This window comes from Marinomonas mediterranea MMB-1 (assembly GCF_000192865.1).
GTDB lineage: Bacteria > Pseudomonadota > Gammaproteobacteria > Pseudomonadales > Marinomonadaceae > Marinomonas > Marinomonas mediterranea.
In genome coordinates this window covers 1,578,706-1,597,314 of the sequence record NC_015276.1, presented here as the reverse complement: position 1 = coordinate 1,597,314, position 18,609 = coordinate 1,578,706, and the positions used below count along the sequence as shown (strand labels likewise).

General features: G+C 42.6%; 21 protein-coding genes. 7 read left to right on the top strand and 14 right to left on the bottom strand.

What is annotated here, in order from left to right; genetic code table 11:
* The first annotated feature begins 27 nt into the window (after positions 1–27).
* From MARME_RS07180 to MARME_RS07170, 3 genes are all read left to right on the top strand, one after another.
* Complete coding sequence (locus MARME_RS07180; protein ID WP_013660601.1) at positions 28–1,023, top strand: tripartite tricarboxylate transporter substrate binding protein; 996 nt, start codon at positions 28–30, stop codon at positions 1,021–1,023.
* An 85-nt stretch (positions 1,024–1,108) separates the two neighbouring features.
* On the top strand, positions 1,109–1,624 hold the full coding sequence (locus MARME_RS07175; RefSeq protein ID WP_013660600.1) for a tripartite tricarboxylate transporter TctB family protein: 516 nt from the start codon (positions 1,109–1,111) through the stop codon (positions 1,622–1,624).
* A 7-nt stretch (positions 1,625–1,631) separates the two neighbouring features.
* Positions 1,632–3,131 (top strand): tripartite tricarboxylate transporter permease, encoded by a 1,500-nt coding sequence (locus MARME_RS07170; protein WP_013660599.1) that lies wholly within the window; start codon positions 1,632–1,634, stop codon positions 3,129–3,131.
* Between the two features lie 361 nt (positions 3,132–3,492).
* Here the strand turns inward: MARME_RS07170 and MARME_RS07165 are convergent, their stop codons facing one another.
* Positions 3,493–5,346 (bottom strand): bifunctional sugar phosphate isomerase/epimerase/4-hydroxyphenylpyruvate dioxygenase family protein, encoded by a 1,854-nt coding sequence (locus MARME_RS07165; RefSeq protein ID WP_013660598.1) that lies wholly within the window; start codon positions 5,344–5,346, stop codon positions 3,493–3,495.
* A gap of 300 nt (positions 5,347–5,646) precedes the next feature.
* Between MARME_RS07165 and pcaQ the strand changes: the two genes are divergently transcribed.
* On the top strand, positions 5,647–6,627 hold the full coding sequence (pcaQ, locus tag MARME_RS07160; protein WP_013660597.1) for a pca operon transcription factor PcaQ: 981 nt from the start codon (positions 5,647–5,649) through the stop codon (positions 6,625–6,627).
* A gap of 131 nt (positions 6,628–6,758) precedes the next feature.
* Here the strand turns inward: pcaQ and MARME_RS07155 are convergent, their stop codons facing one another.
* The 5 genes from MARME_RS07155 to MARME_RS07135 all read right to left on the bottom strand — a co-directional run bounded on the left by MARME_RS07155 (position 6,759) and on the right by MARME_RS07135 (position 11,257).
* Positions 6,759–7,613: a shikimate dehydrogenase family protein gene (locus MARME_RS07155; protein WP_013660596.1), complete on the bottom strand. Its 855-nt coding sequence runs from the start codon at positions 7,611–7,613 to the stop codon at positions 6,759–6,761.
* Between the two features lie 223 nt (positions 7,614–7,836).
* Positions 7,837–9,132 (bottom strand): TRAP transporter large permease, encoded by a 1,296-nt coding sequence (locus MARME_RS07150; protein ID WP_013660595.1) that lies wholly within the window; start codon positions 9,130–9,132, stop codon positions 7,837–7,839.
* Positions 9,129–9,626, bottom strand: a complete 498-nt coding sequence (locus tag MARME_RS07145; protein ID WP_013660594.1) for a TRAP transporter small permease — start codon at positions 9,624–9,626, stop codon at positions 9,129–9,131. Before MARME_RS07145 ends, MARME_RS07150 begins: the two co-directional genes overlap by 4 nt.
* 9 nt (positions 9,627–9,635) lie before the next feature.
* Positions 9,636–10,646 (bottom strand): sialic acid TRAP transporter substrate-binding protein SiaP, encoded by a 1,011-nt coding sequence (locus MARME_RS07140; protein ID WP_013660593.1) that lies wholly within the window; start codon positions 10,644–10,646, stop codon positions 9,636–9,638.
* 17 nt (positions 10,647–10,663) lie between these two features.
* Entirely contained in the window at positions 10,664–11,257 is a 594-nt protein-coding gene (locus tag MARME_RS07135) for an AAA family ATPase (RefSeq protein WP_013660592.1), read from the bottom strand.
* Positions 11,258–11,472: 215 nt separating this feature from the next.
* Between MARME_RS07135 and MARME_RS07130 the strand changes: the two genes are divergently transcribed.
* Both MARME_RS07130 and MARME_RS07125 read left to right on the top strand, forming a co-directional pair.
* Entirely contained in the window at positions 11,473–12,261 is a 789-nt protein-coding gene (locus MARME_RS07130) for an IclR family transcriptional regulator (RefSeq protein WP_013660591.1), read from the top strand.
* Between the two features lie 38 nt (positions 12,262–12,299).
* Complete coding sequence (locus MARME_RS07125) at positions 12,300–12,953, top strand: bifunctional 4-hydroxy-2-oxoglutarate aldolase/2-dehydro-3-deoxy-phosphogluconate aldolase (protein WP_013660590.1); 654 nt, start codon at positions 12,300–12,302, stop codon at positions 12,951–12,953.
* A 218-nt stretch (positions 12,954–13,171) separates the two neighbouring features.
* On the opposite strand, the gene MARME_RS22455 is transcribed toward MARME_RS07125, so the two are convergent.
* The 7 genes from MARME_RS22455 to MARME_RS07100 form a co-directional block, all read right to left on the bottom strand.
* Positions 13,172–13,321 carry a hypothetical protein gene (locus MARME_RS22455; RefSeq protein WP_223295018.1) on the bottom strand — a complete coding sequence of 50 codons (150 nt, stop codon included), beginning with the start codon at positions 13,319–13,321 and terminating at the stop codon, positions 13,172–13,174.
* Positions 13,312–13,440 (bottom strand): hypothetical protein, encoded by a 129-nt coding sequence (locus tag MARME_RS22675; protein ID WP_263053296.1) that lies wholly within the window; start codon positions 13,438–13,440, stop codon positions 13,312–13,314. Before MARME_RS22675 ends, MARME_RS22455 begins: the two co-directional genes overlap by 10 nt.
* A gap of 146 nt (positions 13,441–13,586) precedes the next feature.
* The gene (locus MARME_RS07120; RefSeq protein ID WP_013660589.1) at positions 13,587–14,111 is read right to left on the bottom strand and encodes a DUF2867 domain-containing protein; all 525 of its coding nucleotides are present in this window, start codon (positions 14,109–14,111) and stop codon (positions 13,587–13,589) included.
* Between the two features lie 100 nt (positions 14,112–14,211).
* Complete coding sequence (locus MARME_RS07115) at positions 14,212–14,511, bottom strand: hypothetical protein (protein ID WP_013660588.1); 300 nt, start codon at positions 14,509–14,511, stop codon at positions 14,212–14,214.
* Positions 14,512–14,829: 318 nt separating this feature from the next.
* Positions 14,830–15,420, bottom strand: coding sequence for a class I SAM-dependent DNA methyltransferase (locus MARME_RS07110; RefSeq protein ID WP_041648365.1), 591 nt, complete (start codon positions 15,418–15,420; stop codon positions 14,830–14,832).
* A 117-nt stretch (positions 15,421–15,537) separates the two neighbouring features.
* Positions 15,538–16,284 (bottom strand): hypothetical protein, encoded by a 747-nt coding sequence (locus MARME_RS07105; protein ID WP_148231009.1) that lies wholly within the window; start codon positions 16,282–16,284, stop codon positions 15,538–15,540.
* A gap of 104 nt (positions 16,285–16,388) precedes the next feature.
* Positions 16,389–16,826, bottom strand: a complete 438-nt coding sequence (locus MARME_RS07100) for a hypothetical protein (RefSeq protein WP_013660585.1) — start codon at positions 16,824–16,826, stop codon at positions 16,389–16,391.
* 96 nt (positions 16,827–16,922) lie between these two features.
* On the opposite strand from MARME_RS07100, the gene MARME_RS07095 reads away from it, so the two are divergent.
* Complete coding sequence (locus tag MARME_RS07095) at positions 16,923–17,366, top strand: MarR family winged helix-turn-helix transcriptional regulator (protein ID WP_013660584.1); 444 nt, start codon at positions 16,923–16,925, stop codon at positions 17,364–17,366.
* Between the two features lie 231 nt (positions 17,367–17,597).
* Here MARME_RS07095 and MARME_RS07090 read toward each other — a convergent pair whose 3' ends face one another.
* Entirely contained in the window at positions 17,598–18,455 is an 858-nt protein-coding gene (locus tag MARME_RS07090) for an SDR family oxidoreductase (protein ID WP_013660583.1), read from the bottom strand.
* Positions 18,456–18,609 lie beyond the last annotated feature (154 nt).

The following is an 18,609-nucleotide window of genomic DNA, read 5'->3' as shown; positions in this document are numbered from 1 at the left end:
TTAAAAGACGCAACGAGAGGCCCTACAATGAAAAAAACAACAATTACATTACTCGCAGCACTATCACTTTCGTCCACAGCAAGTTTTGCTGAATACCCATCTAAAGACCTTCAAGGCGTCATCATGTGGGGAGCGGGAGGCTCAACTGACACCGTTATGCGCTCAATTGCACCTCATGTTGAGGATGCCTTAGGAAAAGACATTATTCTTACGAATAAAAGTGGTGGTGTCGGCGCTATTTCAATGAAATACGTTAACAAGAAAAAAGCCGATGGATACACCTTATTAATGGGCGCCGAAAATCCACAAATGCATAAAGTCTTAGGCCTGTCTAACCTAGACTACAGTGACATGATTCCGATCTCTATATTGGCACGTGGCACACCAATGATTATGGCCAGAAACGATGCACCTTATGACACTATGCAAGAGTTCATCGATTATGCTAAAGCGAATCCAGGCAAAGTAAAAATCGGCTCAACGGGTAAAGGTGGCCTAACGTCAATCGTACTTGCTATGTTGGAGTCTCAAGTAAAACTGGACTACATCAGCATCCCATATAAAGGTGATGGACCAGCACTAACCGCCCTACAAGGGGGAGCAATAGACGTTATGCCTGCTGTACTAGGCGCAGCTATAGAGCAAATTAAAGCAGGCCGAATGAAAGCCATCAGTACCGTTGACGTTGAACGAAATGATTTACTGCCTGACGTTGCGCCGATCACAGACACACTACCTGGCATGAAGTCATACTTGCCTTGGGGACCTTTCTTCGGTGTGTTTGTTAAAAAAGGCACTCCAGATGAAGCCGTTCAAAAACTCAGTGCAGCGTTTCAAAAAGCACCTTTCCAACCAGACTTTGTTAATCTTATGCAAAAACGTGGTTTCACCATCATGAACTACACGGGTGACGAAGCGCGCTACTTCCTAGATGCATACCGTTCAACGTCTTCTTGGTTGGTTTATAACGCAGGTTTCAGCAAATTCTCACCTGAAAAATTTGATATTAAAAAACCTCAATAATCTCGCTTTAAGTTAATACCTTTCGGGCGTGGTTCGTGATCCTATTCACGGCTGCGCCCTACTTATCATTTCTTCTGGAGTCTCAATGTCCAGTCAATTTTCTGCTCAAAAAACTCGCAAACCAGGTGAACGCTTGTTCTGCTTTTTGCTCGTTTTAGGTAGTGTTTATTTATTTTGGCAAGCTTATAAAATATCCGGTTTCAGCGAGTTAAGCTCTCCCGGAGCTTTCCCTTTAGCAGCATCCGCAGTTATGATATTAGCGTCCTGCATCACCTTTTTAAACACCTTAAAGTCTCCCGCAGTTGAGGGAATGCGCTTTAAAGATCACTGCCTTCCACCCATTGTCGCAATCGTCATGACGTTGATTTTGGTGTACTCCGTTATACTGGAAAGTCTAGGATTCATCCTTTCTAGCTTTGCATTTTTATTTGTTACGATTCAATTTTTATACCGTCGCAGCTTAATGTATACGCTATCCATAAGTTTGCTGGCATTGATCGTCGTATACATCATTTTTCGACTCGTTTTCCAAGTGGTACTACCAGAAGGCATCGTACCTGAACGCGAGATTCTCTCCTCAATAAAATCGTTATGGAGATAATCAAATAATGGATGCTTTTACGTATTTTGCCATGTCATGGCTTTCACCAGAGTTATTGGGGCTTACCGCTTTAGGCACTTTTTTGGGCATTTATGTCGGTGCGATTCCTGGTCTTTCTGTCACCATGGCAGTTTCGATTCTAATATCCTTTACCTTTTCATGGGATGTAAATTACGCTCTGTGTTTGATGGTGGGTGTGTATATGGGCGGTGTATACGGGGGTTCTCGTACCGCGATATTGTTAAACATTCCCGGAGCACCTTCCGCCATCGCCACCGCATTAGATGGCTACCCACTTGCAAAGCAAGGTTTAGCTGGCGAAGCTATTGGTCTATCCACAGTCATGTCCGTGGTCGGTGGTTTTGTGGGTATCATAGTGCTAGCACTGGCCGCCCCGACTGTCAGTGAATTCGCCATAACATTTCAACCGAGAGACTATATGATGCTCGGTGTATTAGGCATTATGCTCGTTGGGTCTTTATCTGGCAGCAGTTTAGCGAGAGGAATCTTTGCAGGCGCACTCGGGTTGCTCATCGGTACGGTTGGCCTTGATCCTATGACGGCAGAAGAGCGCTTTACCTTTGGTGTCATCGAACTTTGGGATGGAATTAACCCTGTTGCTGTGATGATTGGCATGTTTGGTATTTCCGAAGCCCTTCACCAGTTACACCATATGAATAAAGCCGTCATTAAGCAGAAGATTTCACGCATTATTCCGAAGTGGTCAGATATCAAAAAATACATGCCGTTGAGTCTACAAACGTCTTTTATTGGCGTCATAGTTGGAGCACTGCCCGGAACGGGTGGAGACATTGCCGCTCTAATGGCATACGACCATGCAAAACGCACGACCAAAAACCCGAAAGTGCCGTTTGGTCAAGGTGCTAAAGAAGGCTTAATCGCACCAGAAGCAGCAAATAACGCTGCGGTCGGCGGCGCTTACATTCCTATGCTAACGTTAGGAATCCCCGGCGATGCCGTGACTGCCGTATTTATCGGCGCCCTCTTTATTCATGGTTTAAATCCTGGTCCGTTGTTACTCGTTGAACAACCTCACATGTTCTGGTTTACCGTTGGAAACCTGACTCTTGCGAATATCTTCGTACTCATCTTTGGATTAACGGGCATTAAGCTTTTCTCTAAAATCGTTGAATGCCCAAAAGGCATTTTGATCCCACTGATCTTCTTACTGTCTATTGTCGGCGCTTATGCGATTAATAATGCCATTATAGACATTTGGTGGATGCTGGCCTTTGGTGTCTTTGGCTATTTTATGCGCCTATACGGTTTTCCTGTAGGACCTGTAATTTTAGGGGTGATTTTGAGTTCATTAACGGATGAAAACTGGCGTCGTGCGATATTAAGTGAACGAGGCAGTGTGAGCGATTTATTCGTTAATACACTGCACAGCCCACTTTCCGTCATACTGCTCAGTATCATCGTATTTATCCTCGTAAGCCAAACACCAATATGGAGAAAATGGCTTAGGCCTAAGCGCTTCCGCTAATAACAAACGGATTTAGAAAACCTTCTCTAGGGAAGGTGTGAACAAGCCCAATGGCTTCAGCGTGTGGATAATGCTTCTTTATTCGAGGCAAGTTTCGCCGTCCAATATCGAGCGTATTGGCAAGAAAGTTAACAAAGAATTAAAGAGAGTTTAGCCCTCGCCTTTTGGGCCTTTCAGAGAAACAGCCTACCTTCGTTAAGAGTGATCGAAAGGTATTAACATTCCTGCTCACTCTCGCCTTAATAGGCTGTTTCTCTGATAAGACTGAAGCTCATAAGACTTATTCGTACCTTCCCTAGCCAACCACTCGATCTTTAAAGACAGTGGTTGGCTATCTCAACTTTCGATTTATCAACTGCGTTTAACATTCTTCCTGTCTTGCTTGAGCGGCAAGCCGCACAAAGGCATTAGCCTCACCATAACGATCATAATGACCGGCTCTTTGCACGACTTCAAAAAAGACGCCATGAACTTCTTCTGTATAAAAATGAAAGAATTCTCCATCTTCATCTTCATCGTACATAATATTATGTTGCTGTAGCTTATTAACTTGCTCCACAGACAATCCAAAACGCGCTTCGATATCTCGATAATAGTTTTGTGGGATCGGCAACTGCTTTTCGCTATCGATGTTTTCAGCGGCAGTAAAAATATCTTCACACGCAAATGCAATTTGTTGCACGCCCGAGCCTTTTGATTTCTGAATGAAGCGTTGCGCGGATGCCCCACGGGCATTGGTCATATTGAGCGGTATTCTTACCTGCTTGTCTTTGCTTAATGCCGTTCGGCTCACGACCAAACCATGGATGTCTGGCAGATCCTGACTCGCTTCAATATCAAAGCCAAACAAGGATTTATAAAAGAATGAGGCCGACAGAAAATCCGTGTTTGAAACCGTTTGCCCAATATGATCAATGCGCGTTAAGCCAGCGCCCTGCGTATCTTCCACGCCCTGAATAGGTTTAAAATCCACATCGTAAAAACGCACGGTAGTGTCATCTGGAACGAGATAGACTAAGCTGTCCCCGATACCCCGAAGCGCGGGGATATTAAGCTCGCCTGGGCCAGCTTGATTATCAAATCGCTCTACACAATAACGCTGTGCGAGTGACAGCGCCGCTTTTACATCGTCGTTTGCAAACGCCATTGCACAAACAGACACGCCGTGTTTTTTAAAATGTTCATGAGCCTGACTTTTAGGTTCTCGATTTAAAATCAAATTGATATTGCCTTGCCGCATAAGGCTTACGCTCTTCGAGCGATGCTCATGGGTTTCTTGAAAACCCAACTGAGCAAGCGTATTTGTCAACGCAACCCCCGCCTCCCCTTCGATGGCAAACTCTAGAAACTCGACGTCTTTTACTTGAGGCGCTTTAATTGGGGTCGTCTTCTCTTCTCGCTTGCTAACCGTTTGATCGTCCAACCAAATGAGCGAGCGCATTCCGTCTACTGCTTTTTCCAATGGCGACGACGAACGAAATTCATCGTTGAATATTTCATGCGATAAATAGTCATCAAATCCTTTGTCTTTTAAAACCTGCAAGAATTCAACGACTGGCATATCACCTTGGCCAGGAAAACAACGGAAATGTCGGCTGTATTGCAGCACATCCATTTGCAAACTGGGCGCATCGGCCACCTGCACTAAAGCAATTTTATTCAGAGGGATTTCCTCTCGTAATACGTCTAAACTATTACCGCGAGAAAACATATGGAATGTATCTAAAATAATGCCTAAATTAGCGTGGTCGACTCGCTTTACAAGATCCCAAGCATCATAGTAATCAGCAATATGAAAACCCCATGCTAGCGCCTCATAGCCAAGTATGATGCCCTCTTTTTTCGCAATGTCAGCCAACGCATACAAATCCGACGCGCAAACATCACGATCAGCAGAAGAATACGGCTGAACATTACTGCAAAATAGTAAACGGTTCACACCCAGTTCATGAGCAACCTCTATCTTATGCTGTAACATATTCACTTTTTGCTTACGCATCTCTGCTGGCATACCTTCCATGTCACGAAATGGCTGCAAGGCAATGATTTCCAGCCCTAAATCATACGCCATATTACGCACATCTTTTGGCGTACCATCAAACTGCGTTAAGTCATTTTCAAAGATCTCAACACCCTGAAATCCGGCTTTAGCAGCCGCTTCAAATTTTTCCCTCAGTGTGCCAGATAAAGTCACCGTTGCGAGCGCTGTTTTCATTTTTTATGCCTTGAATATCTATGTTCCATAACGGCTTTTATAGCCACTTTTTTTATAACCGTTTTCTATAACCAAACTGATACCTAAAAACAGAATGATCACTTAATCTAAGTCGTTGTTCAGTGATGCTAGCACAGAGAATAAGCGTTTAGCGGAGCCTAATAATGAAATAACGAGCCTTAAACATATCAATAATGGAATACATAGACTCTTCCAAAATGCTTATTTAAAGCGTGTAATAAATGTTGTTCTCAACGTTAGCGCCAAAAACAAAAAATGCTTATAGCGGGAGAGTTCCTCATGATGGAAAATCGAATTAAATATCGTCATCTTCAATGTTTCTTAGAAGTCACTCGCCAAGGCAGTGTCGTTCGTGCTGCAGACGCATTAGCCCTCACACAACCTGCCGTTTCGAAGAAACTAAAAGAACTGGAAGATATCTTAGGAGTTCGCCTATTAGAACGTAGCAAAAAAGGCGTCGAATTAACGCCTTTTGGCGATGTTTTTCTAGAACACGCAAGCACCAGCGTGGCAGCATTAAGAGAAGGCACAGAACACATTGCTCAAGTACAAAAAAAATGCATAAACCATATCAGCATTGGCGTGCTGCCGACCGTCGCCACCAGTGTTTTGCCCGAATCGGTTAAGCGCTTTCGAGCCGACAATATTGAAGCCCATCTGCACTTGATCTCTGGCCCTAACTCATCACTGATGGCACAACTGCGAGTAGGCGAACTGGATTTAGTCGTCGGTCGATTAGCCGTTCCAGAAGCGATGTCTGGTCTATCTTTTCAACACTTGTACTCTGAGCAAGTCACCTTTGCTGTTCGTCCCGAACACCCACTCCTGTCAAAAGATGATTTTCATATCAGTGACATTGCCAACTACACCATTTTGTATCCACCAAAAGGCTCCATTACGGGCCCTTACGTCGACCGATTCTTATTGTCCCAAGGTGTCGGTGCATTAAATGATCGTATCGATACCGTTTCAGACTCGTTCGGCAAAGAATTCATTCGCAATAATGACGCCATTTGGATCATATCTCGTGGAGTAGTTGCCCGTGAAATTGCTGATGGAGCATTATCTGAATTACCGATTGATACCAAAGAAACATTAGGCGCTGTCGGATTAACAACGCGTTCAGATTCAACACCGTCAATGGCATTAAAACTCTTTATGAAAGCCATCCGAGATACGGCAAAAAATCTCGATAATTACTATAACCCGACGGAGCATCAACCCAAAAGTAACACCACAGTTATAGAAAATGATAGTTAATACTTTAAAATGAAGTTCAGCGAATAAACGGTCCATTTGGGATATATAGAATTGACTCACCTTCCATTCTGAAAACGAGAATATTCAATACATCCCAAAAACTTTAAATAGAACCTTCTAAATAATAGTTCCTAAATAAGGTCGCTCTTTACATCATACTTTGTGCAAAACAGGTCGAAAACGGGTTTTTCATCCAATATTTTCTCACCTGTAAAAATTTCAAATGCATCGATTCCCTGATAAAAAAACAAATCAAAACCCGATACAATTTTGAGCCCTTTTTTATTAGCGGCAACCAAAAACTCAGTATCCATCGGAGTATAGACTGCATCAAATGCCCATTTTTGGTTCTCAATTAATTCAGCTGATATCGGCATCCCCAAACTTTTGAAGTGACCTACTGGCGTACAGTTCACCAACCCATCAACTTCCTTAGCCGCAGCGGGAATATCGTCTTTTGCAACATAACGCGCTTTGTAGCCTGCGTCATTAATCGCGTTGACTAACGAGAGCGCACTTTTTTCATTTAGATCCGTCACGAATACTTCGGTCGCTCCCACCTCAAACAACGCAAAGCCAATTGCTCTACCGACGCCACCCGCACCAATAATCAATACTTTTCCCGCCTGAAGATCCCCCACACGCCCCTTAAAACCACGAATAAAACCCGTGTAATCGGTATTAAAAGCACACACTTTATCGTCTTTAAGCAGCAAGGTATTTGTAGCGCCCACTTTCTTTACGGCATCATTTACTTCATCAGCACTGTCGATCGCTATTTGTTTATAGGGATAGGTTACATTCACACCAACAAAACCCTTAGAACGAATTTCAGCCAATTTAGTATTATAAGCCTGTGCGGAATCATCTTTAGGCTCTTGTAGCTGATAATCCACTGATATTTGATTAAGCCGACCCAACAGCGTATGCAAAGAAGGAGATCGAGACGCGGTAATAGCCTGACCAATTAAACCAAGATTTAGCATAACACTTGCCCTCTATATAACGAAAGATAAACAAATCCTATACTAAGATAGCGCTAATGAAGTATGAAAGTTACGCCTTATACAAACGCAAAAAATCATAGATTTATTACTCCTGAATTCATTATCAATAACAACCTCTTCCGTGAGGCAATTATTGGAGCTAAATAATAGCTACCCTAAAAACACAGCGACGACATCCACTGATGTTGCTTTCCTGATGCCGCTACCCCATATACCCAAACAGCCGTGGGACGAACAAAATCAAATCAGGAAAGAGCGTCATAATTGCCAGTGCAAACAACAGCACACCCGTGAACGGAATAACACCTTTGATAATATCCGCCAGCGGAATACGAGTCGTACCATTAATCACGAACAACAATATGCCGTAAGGAGGAGTGATCATACCAATCATCAAGTTAACCAATGTCACCACGCCAAAATACACCAGATCAATACCCAGCTCCCGACACGCAGGAATAAGCAATGGAACGATGACAAGCACAACCGTCGCCGTATCCAGCAAACACCCTAGCAATAAAAACAAAACGTTGATGGCAAGCATAAATTGCAAAGGCGAAAGATCCCAAGCAACTAAGGTATTCGCGACCGCCGTAGGAATATTTTCTGTCGATACGATGTAATTGAAAATAAGCGCTGCACTTATAACCAAACCGACGGAAGCAGACGACAACGCACTTTGCTTAAAGACATTAGCCAGCTCTTTAAGTGTGATGGAACGATATACGGTCGCAGCCAACAACAAAGCGTACGCAGCCGCTACCGCTGCGGCTTCTGTTGGTGTCGTTACCCCGCCGTAGATACCATACAGCAAGATGGCCGGCATCATTAAAGCCGGAAAAGCCTGCCAAGCGACCTTTGGGATGTCTTTTGTTGGCGTTCTTGGCTCTTTGGCAATGTTAAGTCTGCGAGCTTGGTAGGCGTTAAACGCCATTAACACCATACCCATAAACAAGCCTGGCACCAAGCCTGCAATAAAGAGATAACCAATAGATACATCCGAGACCAACGCGTAAATAACCATCGGAATAGAAGGAGGAATGATGGGGCCGATCGTCGCAGAAGCAGCAGTAATCGCAGCAGCGTACCCGGGTGGGTAGCGGTTGCCTTTGACCATCATTTCAATAACAACTTTGCCAACGCCTGCGGCATCCGCTACTGCGGAACCCGACATTCCAGAGAAGATCAAACTTGAAACAACATTGACATGGCCCAATCCGCCGCGTAAATGCCCAACAACAGCGACACAAAAGTTCAGTAGACGCTCGGAGATTGTCCCAGCATTCATGATGTTAGCAGCGACAATAAATAAGGGAACAGCAAGCAAAATAAAGCTGCCATATATGCCTTGAATAATTTGCTCACCCGCTAACGCAATATCTTGACCACTTGCAGCCAAATACGCGATGGCACCTACTATCATTGAAATTGCAATGGGTGCTCCAAACGCCGCGAGAGAGAAAACCACCAGCAGACAAAGGGAAAATTCAAAACTCATGATGGACTCTCATCATTAAATAAAGAGTGTAATCGAGGGAATACTTGGATCAGAGCTGACCACGAATAGCGGATGACAATTACAGCGATGAACAAGCCATAAATGCTGAACACATAGTTCAATCGAATGCGTAAATTCGCACTTTTCTTGATTTTGTAGAAACTAATGTAATCCCAAGTTGGAAGAAACGAATACGCCATCGCGCCCGCGATCCCAAGCGCAGCAATAAGTGCCATAATTCGTTGGGCTTTGCGTGGTGAGACCGAGTAAAGAACATCGAACTTGATATGGTCTCTTTCTTTTAAACAAAAAGCACTGGCCCAAAACACCAACCATAACCACAACGTAATGCAGACTTCTTCCGTCCATGCCAAAGGCATATTAAAAAAGTATCGGCTGATAATTTGTACCAAAAACACAACAAACATAGCCGCCAACATGGCGGCGGCTATGTTATCTGCCGTACTTTGTAAAACGCGTAAAACTCGTTTCACAAGAGACCTCTATTTACTTCCAAGTGCATTGATTTTTTCAAGCATACCTGTCGGCCAGGTTTTTGAAAGATCAGACTTCAAGTACTCTTCCTGTACATGAGTACGGAATGCCTCAACATTAGGCGTGTACACTTTTAAGCCTTTATCTCTAAAGAACTGCACTAGGTTTTCTTCAAGAGATAGCTGCTTTTGACGCGCACTTTCTGCAGCGTTGTCAGCCGCTTTTTGAATACGAGCCTGTTCGTCTTCAGAGAACTCTTCCCAAGCAGACATAGAGATCGCGATGTAATTGAAATCCACCAAGTGGCTTGTCAAAACGATTTGCTTAGTCACCTCATAGAATTTTGCATCTTTATCAGTAGGTAGAGGGTTATCTTGTCCATCGATCGCGCCTGTTTGTAGGCCTGTATATACTTCGCTAAAAGGCATAGGCGTTGCATTTGCGCCTAATGAGTTGCCTAGAAACTGCCAAGATTCAGTACCTGGCATGCGCATTTTCACACCTTTTAAATCAGCAGGAGTCTCGATCACATCATCAGTACGCAAATTCACTTGGCGGCGACCAAGATACATAACAGAAAGCAACTTAACACCTAAGTCTTCTTCTACTTTTTCTTTCAACGGCGTCATAAAATCAGCGTTAAATACGCGTTGCTGATGCTCTGCATCCTGCATTACATAGCCCGCTGTAAAAATAGAAAACTCAGGGAAAAACTCAGAAATTTGCTGAGCCGACGAGATCGTCATGTCTAAGTTACCACGCGCCATCGCCTCAAGTTCAGTACCTTGTTTAAACAACGCGGCATTCCAATGAGGCTCAAAGGTCGTAATATCTTGAATCTCTTTTGCAAACACTTCTGTCAGCGCAATAGCACGCTGATCCGTAGGGGAAGTGGCAGCAGAAAGACGAAGCTTTTCTGGCGCTGCAAAAGACGATTGGGCAAAAAGCACAGAAGCAATAAGGGTGGTTCCTGTAATCCAACGCTTGGTGGATCTTAGGGGATGTTTTAGCTTACTCATAGATATCTCCATTTTTATTATTTAGTGTCTTGCGTAAGTATGTGTTGCTTTATTTGTGAAATAAGCGCAACGGTATTCGCTTCAGGCGAACTATTATCAAAAGAGAATTTATTGATATTTTTCCAACAACAACGTTGATTGAGAATCTGTTGCGAGAACTCATCCCAATGGTTAAGTTTCCAAATATCGCGTTTCTCTCCTCTTTGAATAAGTCGTTTCTTTGTGACCTCTATACTCGCCGTTACTTCCACCACATGTAGATCAACAACGGACGAACGAAAAAAAGTTCGTTGTTTGTCTATGTAATCAGGGTCGTCAAAAAAACTGATAAAAGGCGCATCAATCACGACACATGAACTTGAAGACAAGGTGTCGTTCGCGACTTTAAACAACGTTTGATACTCTAGCGGCATGATTTTTTCTTTGTATAAAGCAGAGTTATCACGAGCGTTTGGCGCTTCACCATTTTGTTCGAGCAAAAGTCCGGTTAAACTATTGCAAATGGTATCTTTGTCTAAGTATGTTGCGCCTAGGCTGCTTGCAATAGCTCTGGCAATAGTCGACTTCCCTGATCCAGGAAAACCGACTATTAAAATCACTGCATGACTCACTCTTACCGCCTTACAATTCACATATGAGAATTTGGTTCGTATATACGAACGAAAGTAGATCGTTCAATTGATTTGATAGCGGTTGAGTATATCCAAACCACAATAAAAGTAAAATAAGTTTGTTAATTGATTGAGTTTTGAGTAAATTATCAATACTCATATTCATATATAAGAATTAAGTTCGTATATGCGAATACTGATAGACGGTGAATTATATGGAAACGATTAAGTTAAATAAGTCAGCCGAGCGAGTTGTCGATGTCTTATTTTTGCTCTCTAAAGCAGAACAGGCACTTACTCTAAACGAAATCTGCAAGGCATTAACCTTGCCTAAAAGCAGTGGTTTTGAGTTAGTACAAACCTTGGTTTATAAAGGCTTTTTAGAAATAGAAGACACTCGATTAAAAACCTACAAGTTAGGAATTGGCGCATTTGAAACAGGCATCGCTTATTTATCTAAAATGAGCGTGTCTCAATTGGCGCGTCCTCTGCTTCAAGAACTGAATCGACAAACAGGCAGCACAGTGTTTCTGGGTGTTGAAGATAAAGGAAAAATTGTTTATTTGGATAAAGCTGAAAGCTTTTCAGTCGTTCGACCCACAGCAAAACTTGGCTCTCGTCGGTTTATGCATACAACGGGGCTCGGTAAAGCATTGCTGGCTGCTTTAAACGATGAAAAAATTCACTATATCCTAACCCAAGATGACTTGCTTCCAAAAACAGCACATTCCAATGTGTCAATACAGGATGTTTTAAAAGACGTTCAAGCAATTCGTGATCGGGGCTACTCGATAGATGATCGAGAAGACAACATAGAAACCTACTGTATTGGTTCCGCCATATACGATCAATGGTCTCAACCTATTGCCGCTATTAGTGTTGCTAGCATGTACTCCGCGATGAATTCAGAACGTGAGCAAACCATCATTACATTGGTAAAAGAAACAGCATTAAAACTTTCGCAGCAGTTAGGCTACGGAGGGAACAAATTATATGCAAACTGATGTAATGGAGATTCAATATTACTAAGGATAATAAAACGATGTGGAAAAAGTTTGAAAACCTAAAAGCCATAGCTGATACAGGTATTCTATTAATTATTCGTCTCGATGATGAAAGCGAAGCACTGGCCGTGGCTGAAGCAGCCATTGCGGGCGGAATAAAAGCACTAGAAGTAACATTAAGCGTACCCAATGCCCTTGGCGTCATTTCCACATTGTCCAAAAAGTATAAAGATCAAGGCATCTTGATTGGTGCAGGCACCGTGCTGGATGCTGAAACAGCGCGCGCTGCGATCTTGGCAGGTGCGGAGCTTTTAGTAAGCCCTCATGTCACAACCAGCATGATCCAAATGGCCAATCGCTATCAAGCAGTGAGCGTTTGTGGCGCTTACACACCAACAGAAAGTGTAGCGGCCATCGAAGCTGGCGCTGACATTGTGAAGCTGTTCCCAGCAGATATGCTAGGGCCAAAGTATGTTAAAACAATTAAAGCGCCACTAGAACAAGCTCCGATCGCTCCAACAGGAGGCGTCACTCCAGAGAACGCTCGAGAATGGTTTGCCGCGGGTTGCGTATCAGTAGGCGTAGGCAGCTATATCTCCAAAGCCGCTCAAGGTACTGGTGATTACTCAAAAGTGACTGAAGCTGCTAAAACCTTCTTAGCCGCTGTCAAGGATGCTCGAAGCTCACTGTAATTTGTAGCATATAGCATTTTGCAGTGCAGGCAATCCATTAGAACAACAAACAAAGCCCTCGCCCTTCAGGGCTTTACCTTAAAAGGCCACACCTTCTTAACGTGTGGCCTTTTAATATATCAAAGAAAATCCCCTTCGCTCTTACAATCCACTAGTAATTATTACCTAATCACGGTTGCTCCCTTCTTTATCGCAACCACTGAATAGGTGTGCCAGTATTACATCTTACCCAGCGAGGTTTTGGCGTTTTCATCTCGTTCAATGAACGTAACAATATCAAACTCTACAAACAAATCCCGTACCTCAGATTCGGATAATGGCATGGTCGGGACACGAAAATTGGAAGCCCAACCGTCGTTTAACCCCATAAAATCGCCACTTTTAAGTTTGATTCGTTTAACGTTACGGCGGATTCCGTTTGTTTAGAATGTGGGTGAGAAAACGCACGTATATAGTATTGCTGCCAAATTTCCGTATTTTTATCCATACATCACTCCTGATACTGCAAGACGCGACCTTTAAGACCAATCAAGTTGTTAAATGGGACTTCTATCTGACACATCGACAACCCTTCTTCTATACGCATTGGGCCTCGGTATAAAAAAGCACCAATAAAAAGAAAATACGCTATAGCTAGAGCGCATTACCCATCGCTCCCGTCATTCTTTTGGCAATGACGCGGTGAACTGGCGCAACCGGTAACATATATAATCTTCCCATCCAGTTTTTTATATGGACGACAGTAGAAACCGTTACCATTGTCTCTGTGTCGTTAGCGTTTCTGCTTTTATGGATTGAAACAACGACACTTAGGTGATTGTCTTCGTCTCCTAATAAAACTTCATTTTCACTGTTTTCAAGGAGTGTAAAAATGCCAACCCGCTCACCCACTTTGTAGTCAGCACTAGGCTTTAAGGGATCAATATCAGACAGCACGCCTAAGTTTTTGAGGCCTAATAAGTGAACCAATCGGTTTCTCAAGACCATCATTAAATCAATCCAGCTTGGCGTTTTCTTCGCTACTCGGATAAATTGCGCTAGAGGATCTAGATCTGCCATTGCAGCTTGTACACTCCAAGCATCGTAAAAATAAGCTCCTAACGCACGAGGTTCAATTTTACTATTCTCTGGGAGTGCAGTCTTAAACGGTATGTTCATAACGTTACCTCACACACGGATGGCATCATCACTGTCCGTGTGATCTTATTAGTTAAAAGCATGGATTAAACGTATTAGTTAAAAGGCATTAGTCGAAAGGTTACGTAGGCCTGTCATATGAAACCGACCGTAGTTTACAGCCTCTCTTCTCAAAACCAAGAAACAGACCAAAGGCTGCATTGGTGTCTGTTGTACCACTAAAGTGTACTCCGATGAACTCGCCTACAAGAACATCGCCATTAATGTACGCTGTTTTTCGATTGAACGGAGTGTTTGACTGATAAAACTGATTACCCGTACTGAGGCGACGAACGATTCCGACCGACTTTAACCCGGATACAAATTGATCGTAGCGTTCACCCTCTTCCTCAACCAGCTCGACAATGTTTTCAAACGTCATATCTGACGTCGCTTGGTTTACTTCAGTTATACAGCCATCAGCATAGGCGACCTCGCTAACAAGGCCACTTATAAGACAGGCACTTACGATTGAAAGATACTTAATACTTCCTCTCCATATTAAAAAAAGGAGTGATAGGAACGATCGCGCCTTTAGAAAGGGAGTTTGTAATTGTCATGATGTGTTCCTTATTGTTGAACACTAGGACATCCCTGTTTCTAGCGGAGCGCTTTCCTGTTATTTTGAGGCTAAATCAACGTCTGCAAACGATCATTTGGGCTTCACTGCCCACGGTATTTTGTACGTGTTTAACCTTTGTTAAACATTTTTGCCCAACGCCATTAAAACAGGCATATTTCCTTTTGAACTGTTCATTGTAAAAGGGCTTGCCAGCTCGATATCTACAAAGCCGTTTTCAACCAACGCGTGTTTGACTCGTTTCTCTGACAATCCCATACCAGAGGACTCATCGTTAGAAAGCCAATCCCATTGCACAAAAACGCCGTTTCTTTTTAATAGTGATTTGAGCACACTTAATGTTTCTTCATAGTTGGGTAGAAAGCTGCAAACAGACGAGGCTACTATTAAGTCAAATTTGCGGTCTAATTCAGGGGAATTTTGAACAAGCTCTGTTGATAGATAGTCTGAGATAGACAATACGTTATTCAGCGCCTTGTTATCCAAATGCTTTATCATTTCTGAAGACGGATCTATCGCTACAATGCTTTTAACGTAAGGGCTCATTAGCTGAGTCAGCGCACCGGTTCCACAACCAAAATCCAGTACTGTAAGCCCGTTTATATCGATATTTTCTAATAGTACTGAAAATGCATTCTTCGCATACTCTTCAACCGTCGGATCTATATCCCAGTTTTCAGCATACTCGTCCCACTCGTTATTCAAAATCATCTCCCGCAGTTCTGTTTTTGAAAGGTCTTCGAAACCCAACTTGGTGTAAAATGCGTGTGCCAACACGACATATCGACGTTTTTACAAAAAACAGGTGTCTTATTTAAACTATTGTATTCAGCGCTTTGTTCGCTCTAATGCCTTATTAGTTTCATTTACAACAGTTGATATTACAGTACTACCTTCCCCACTTTTAATTTGTTCCAACAAAGAATAGAGTTTTTCATCAGTAGATATAAATAGCTTTGCTATTGCTGCTTTTGATTTTCGATAATTATCAATATTCTGATTTTTATCGCTAGTCCAAAATTTAGCAGGCGTGTCAAGACTTATTAACTGAGTAAATTCTGCTTGATCAATAGCATTGAAGGATGTGTATTTCTTCCTGTAGTCTACTTGCATTGCCGCCCCTTCATCGAACCATGCGGGAATCTCAAATTGCCGCTTGAAATAACCAACCCTGCTGAAAATTTCAGCATGAACCAACTCATGTGCTGTTACATCAATTTCGGCCTTATCAAATGCTAGCAATAAGTAACCACCCCAAGGAGCAAACAAAAAAGTTCCTGGAGGGCCATTAAGCCCATATCGTCCTTGTTCTTTTTTATTTCCTAACACCACCGTGACGGGGGATGCAACGGGGTCGCCGTACTTGGCAGCAATTCGCTGTCTGGCGTTTTCCAATAGAGCCAAAGTCTTTTTTTCAGCATCTTTAGGCAGGGATTTCGAAAGGTATACATTGTCTTCAATTTTTCTAAAATCTGAAAAGTCAATCAATGCAAGTCTTACTAAATTGGCATATGCATAACCACTGCCAAATACCACTAGAAAAAGTAAAGCTGTAACAATTTTCATGGTTTTCAATACACTCTCCCTTTAGAAATTAACGCTTAGTTAATCTGCACGAAACCTTGGCATACACTTTTGGCACTCCGCATTGACGCTCTTGTTGGCATTTTTTCCGTTGACTACCTAAATCTACCACTCATTCTAAGGCCATCTTTCATATTCAACCCCATTAGAATGAGATTGATTGCACCAGCAAGCAATTCAATGCCTTGCACTATATAAAAGTTGGTATCAATAGTGCCAACGGATGCCCAACGATCAAGAAATACGGCACAAGGTATTAGCACCAATATTCCATTGACACCAATAAACGGCATCCTCCTCATTTTTTGTTGTACGAGTTTTCCGCTTCTCCCTTTAGCTAGGGCGAAACCACTAACACCAGTTAATGCAATGGAAGGGACAAGAATAAATAGGCCTGGCCATACAATAAGACTTTTCAGATTCGCAGTAGACTCTAAAGTTCCTAAAATAATAACAAAAATAGTTGTTGAAAAAAAAGTGGCTATGCACGAGACAGCTATAAGCGCTGCAAGCCGATGGAGTACGAGCATCATGGTTTCCTCCAGAAGGAATAGTTGGTAACATATTGTCATTATGTGGGCAGCAACCAATGTTGTCAACATGTTGTCAATTTATCCGGAGGATGACAGATGAATGAGTCCAAAAAAGGTACAATGTTCACCGAAATTGTTCTTGAAGTATTCAAACTAGGAGGGCTTCTTGTCAGTGAAGGTGATCAAATGGGCCAAGAATTTGGCATTACGAGTGCCCGTTGGAAGGTCTTGGGAGCCCTCTCCCTAGCTGGCGAACCGCAAACTGTGCCACAAATAGCCAAAAGCATGGGGCTAACAAGACAAGCGGTACAACGGCTTGTTGACGCCATGTATGACGATGAACTGCTGTTGTTCAACGAAAACCCAGACCACAAGCGAGCAAAACTGATAAGCCTCTCGAAACTTGGAGGCGCCGTATTCTCGACGCTGGAAGAAAAGCAATTAGGGTGGGCGACAAAATGCTCAACTGATATCACCAAAGTAGAACTTACGGCAACGCTCTCTGTTCTTAAGCGAATCTCTACCGCTATTGACCGCTAACGTGCCGTAGCGACGAGAGGCTTCTGCTATGAATAGCGCAAACGCCGTGGAAAGCAAGTCTCTCAACCGCCATTGTTATATCCATTTATACCACTAAGCCTATATTGTAGAGGCCCTACTGGAATACATACCTCAATAAAATGTTTATTCTTAGGATGCTAAGACGCGAAAAACACTTGACCGTACGTAGGCCGCAAGCCAAGCGTTTTACGTCCTTTCTTGAGCAACTTTTTATATGCTTCTTTCGTTATTCAAAGAAAGAAAATAATCTTTTAACGTTTGCTTCCCGTACATTGGCGCACTCATTTCGATAACCATGACATTCATGAAAAACTCTATCGGACCGTATTTACTAGTACTTAGCAACAGCTTTGACGTTCTCAGTATAACCCGCCTAATCCAATCAGGAATGAATGTTATTTTCAAAGGTTTATTCACAGCCTCAAAAGCTATCTTTGCAATATCAATTTGACTCAGTATTTCAGGGCCGCCCACTTCAACTTCTTTTGTGTCGCCATTTATTGAATCAATACATACTTTGGCTAAATCATCACCATGAATAGGGTTAGACTTCAATTGGCCATTACCAAACAAATAAATACGGCCTTTCTCCGCCATATTATAAAACTCAGTTATATCAGAAAAGAAGCCACTAGGGCGGATTATGCAGTAGTCCAACCCTGACTTTTTGAGTTCCTCAACAAACTTCTCTTTTGCTTTACAGATTTGTAATGCTTTTAACTCTTCTCCGTGAAGAACGGAGATGTATATAAATTTTTTGACACCACCACGTTTCGCTTCATTAAGTAAATTTAGATTTGCTTGGAAATCAACGTCCATATAAGACAATCCGTCAGTCTGCTTTGTGATGCCTAATGTTGAAATCACTACATCAATACCATCACAACAATTTTCCAAGCTTAATGGATTTGTTACCTCAGCTTTCAATAAACTAACAGGTAAGTTTAGGTCCTTAAATTTTGATGGGGTGCGAACAAGTGCCGTAGTATGAAGACCTCTATCAACAAGGTTTTTAACAATGTGCATCCCAAGGTAACCAGTTGCTCCTGCCACGAGTATTTTATTCACTTGCTCTTCTCCATATTATGTAAATAATGATTGAGTACATTTCGGACGTATAGACATAATGAATCCCCACGGGGGCTAGCCTCCAATTCCGCAGATTAGTATAAAACCAGAGCCATAATTAGCGTTTATACAACTAAATAATGGAGGCTAGCAT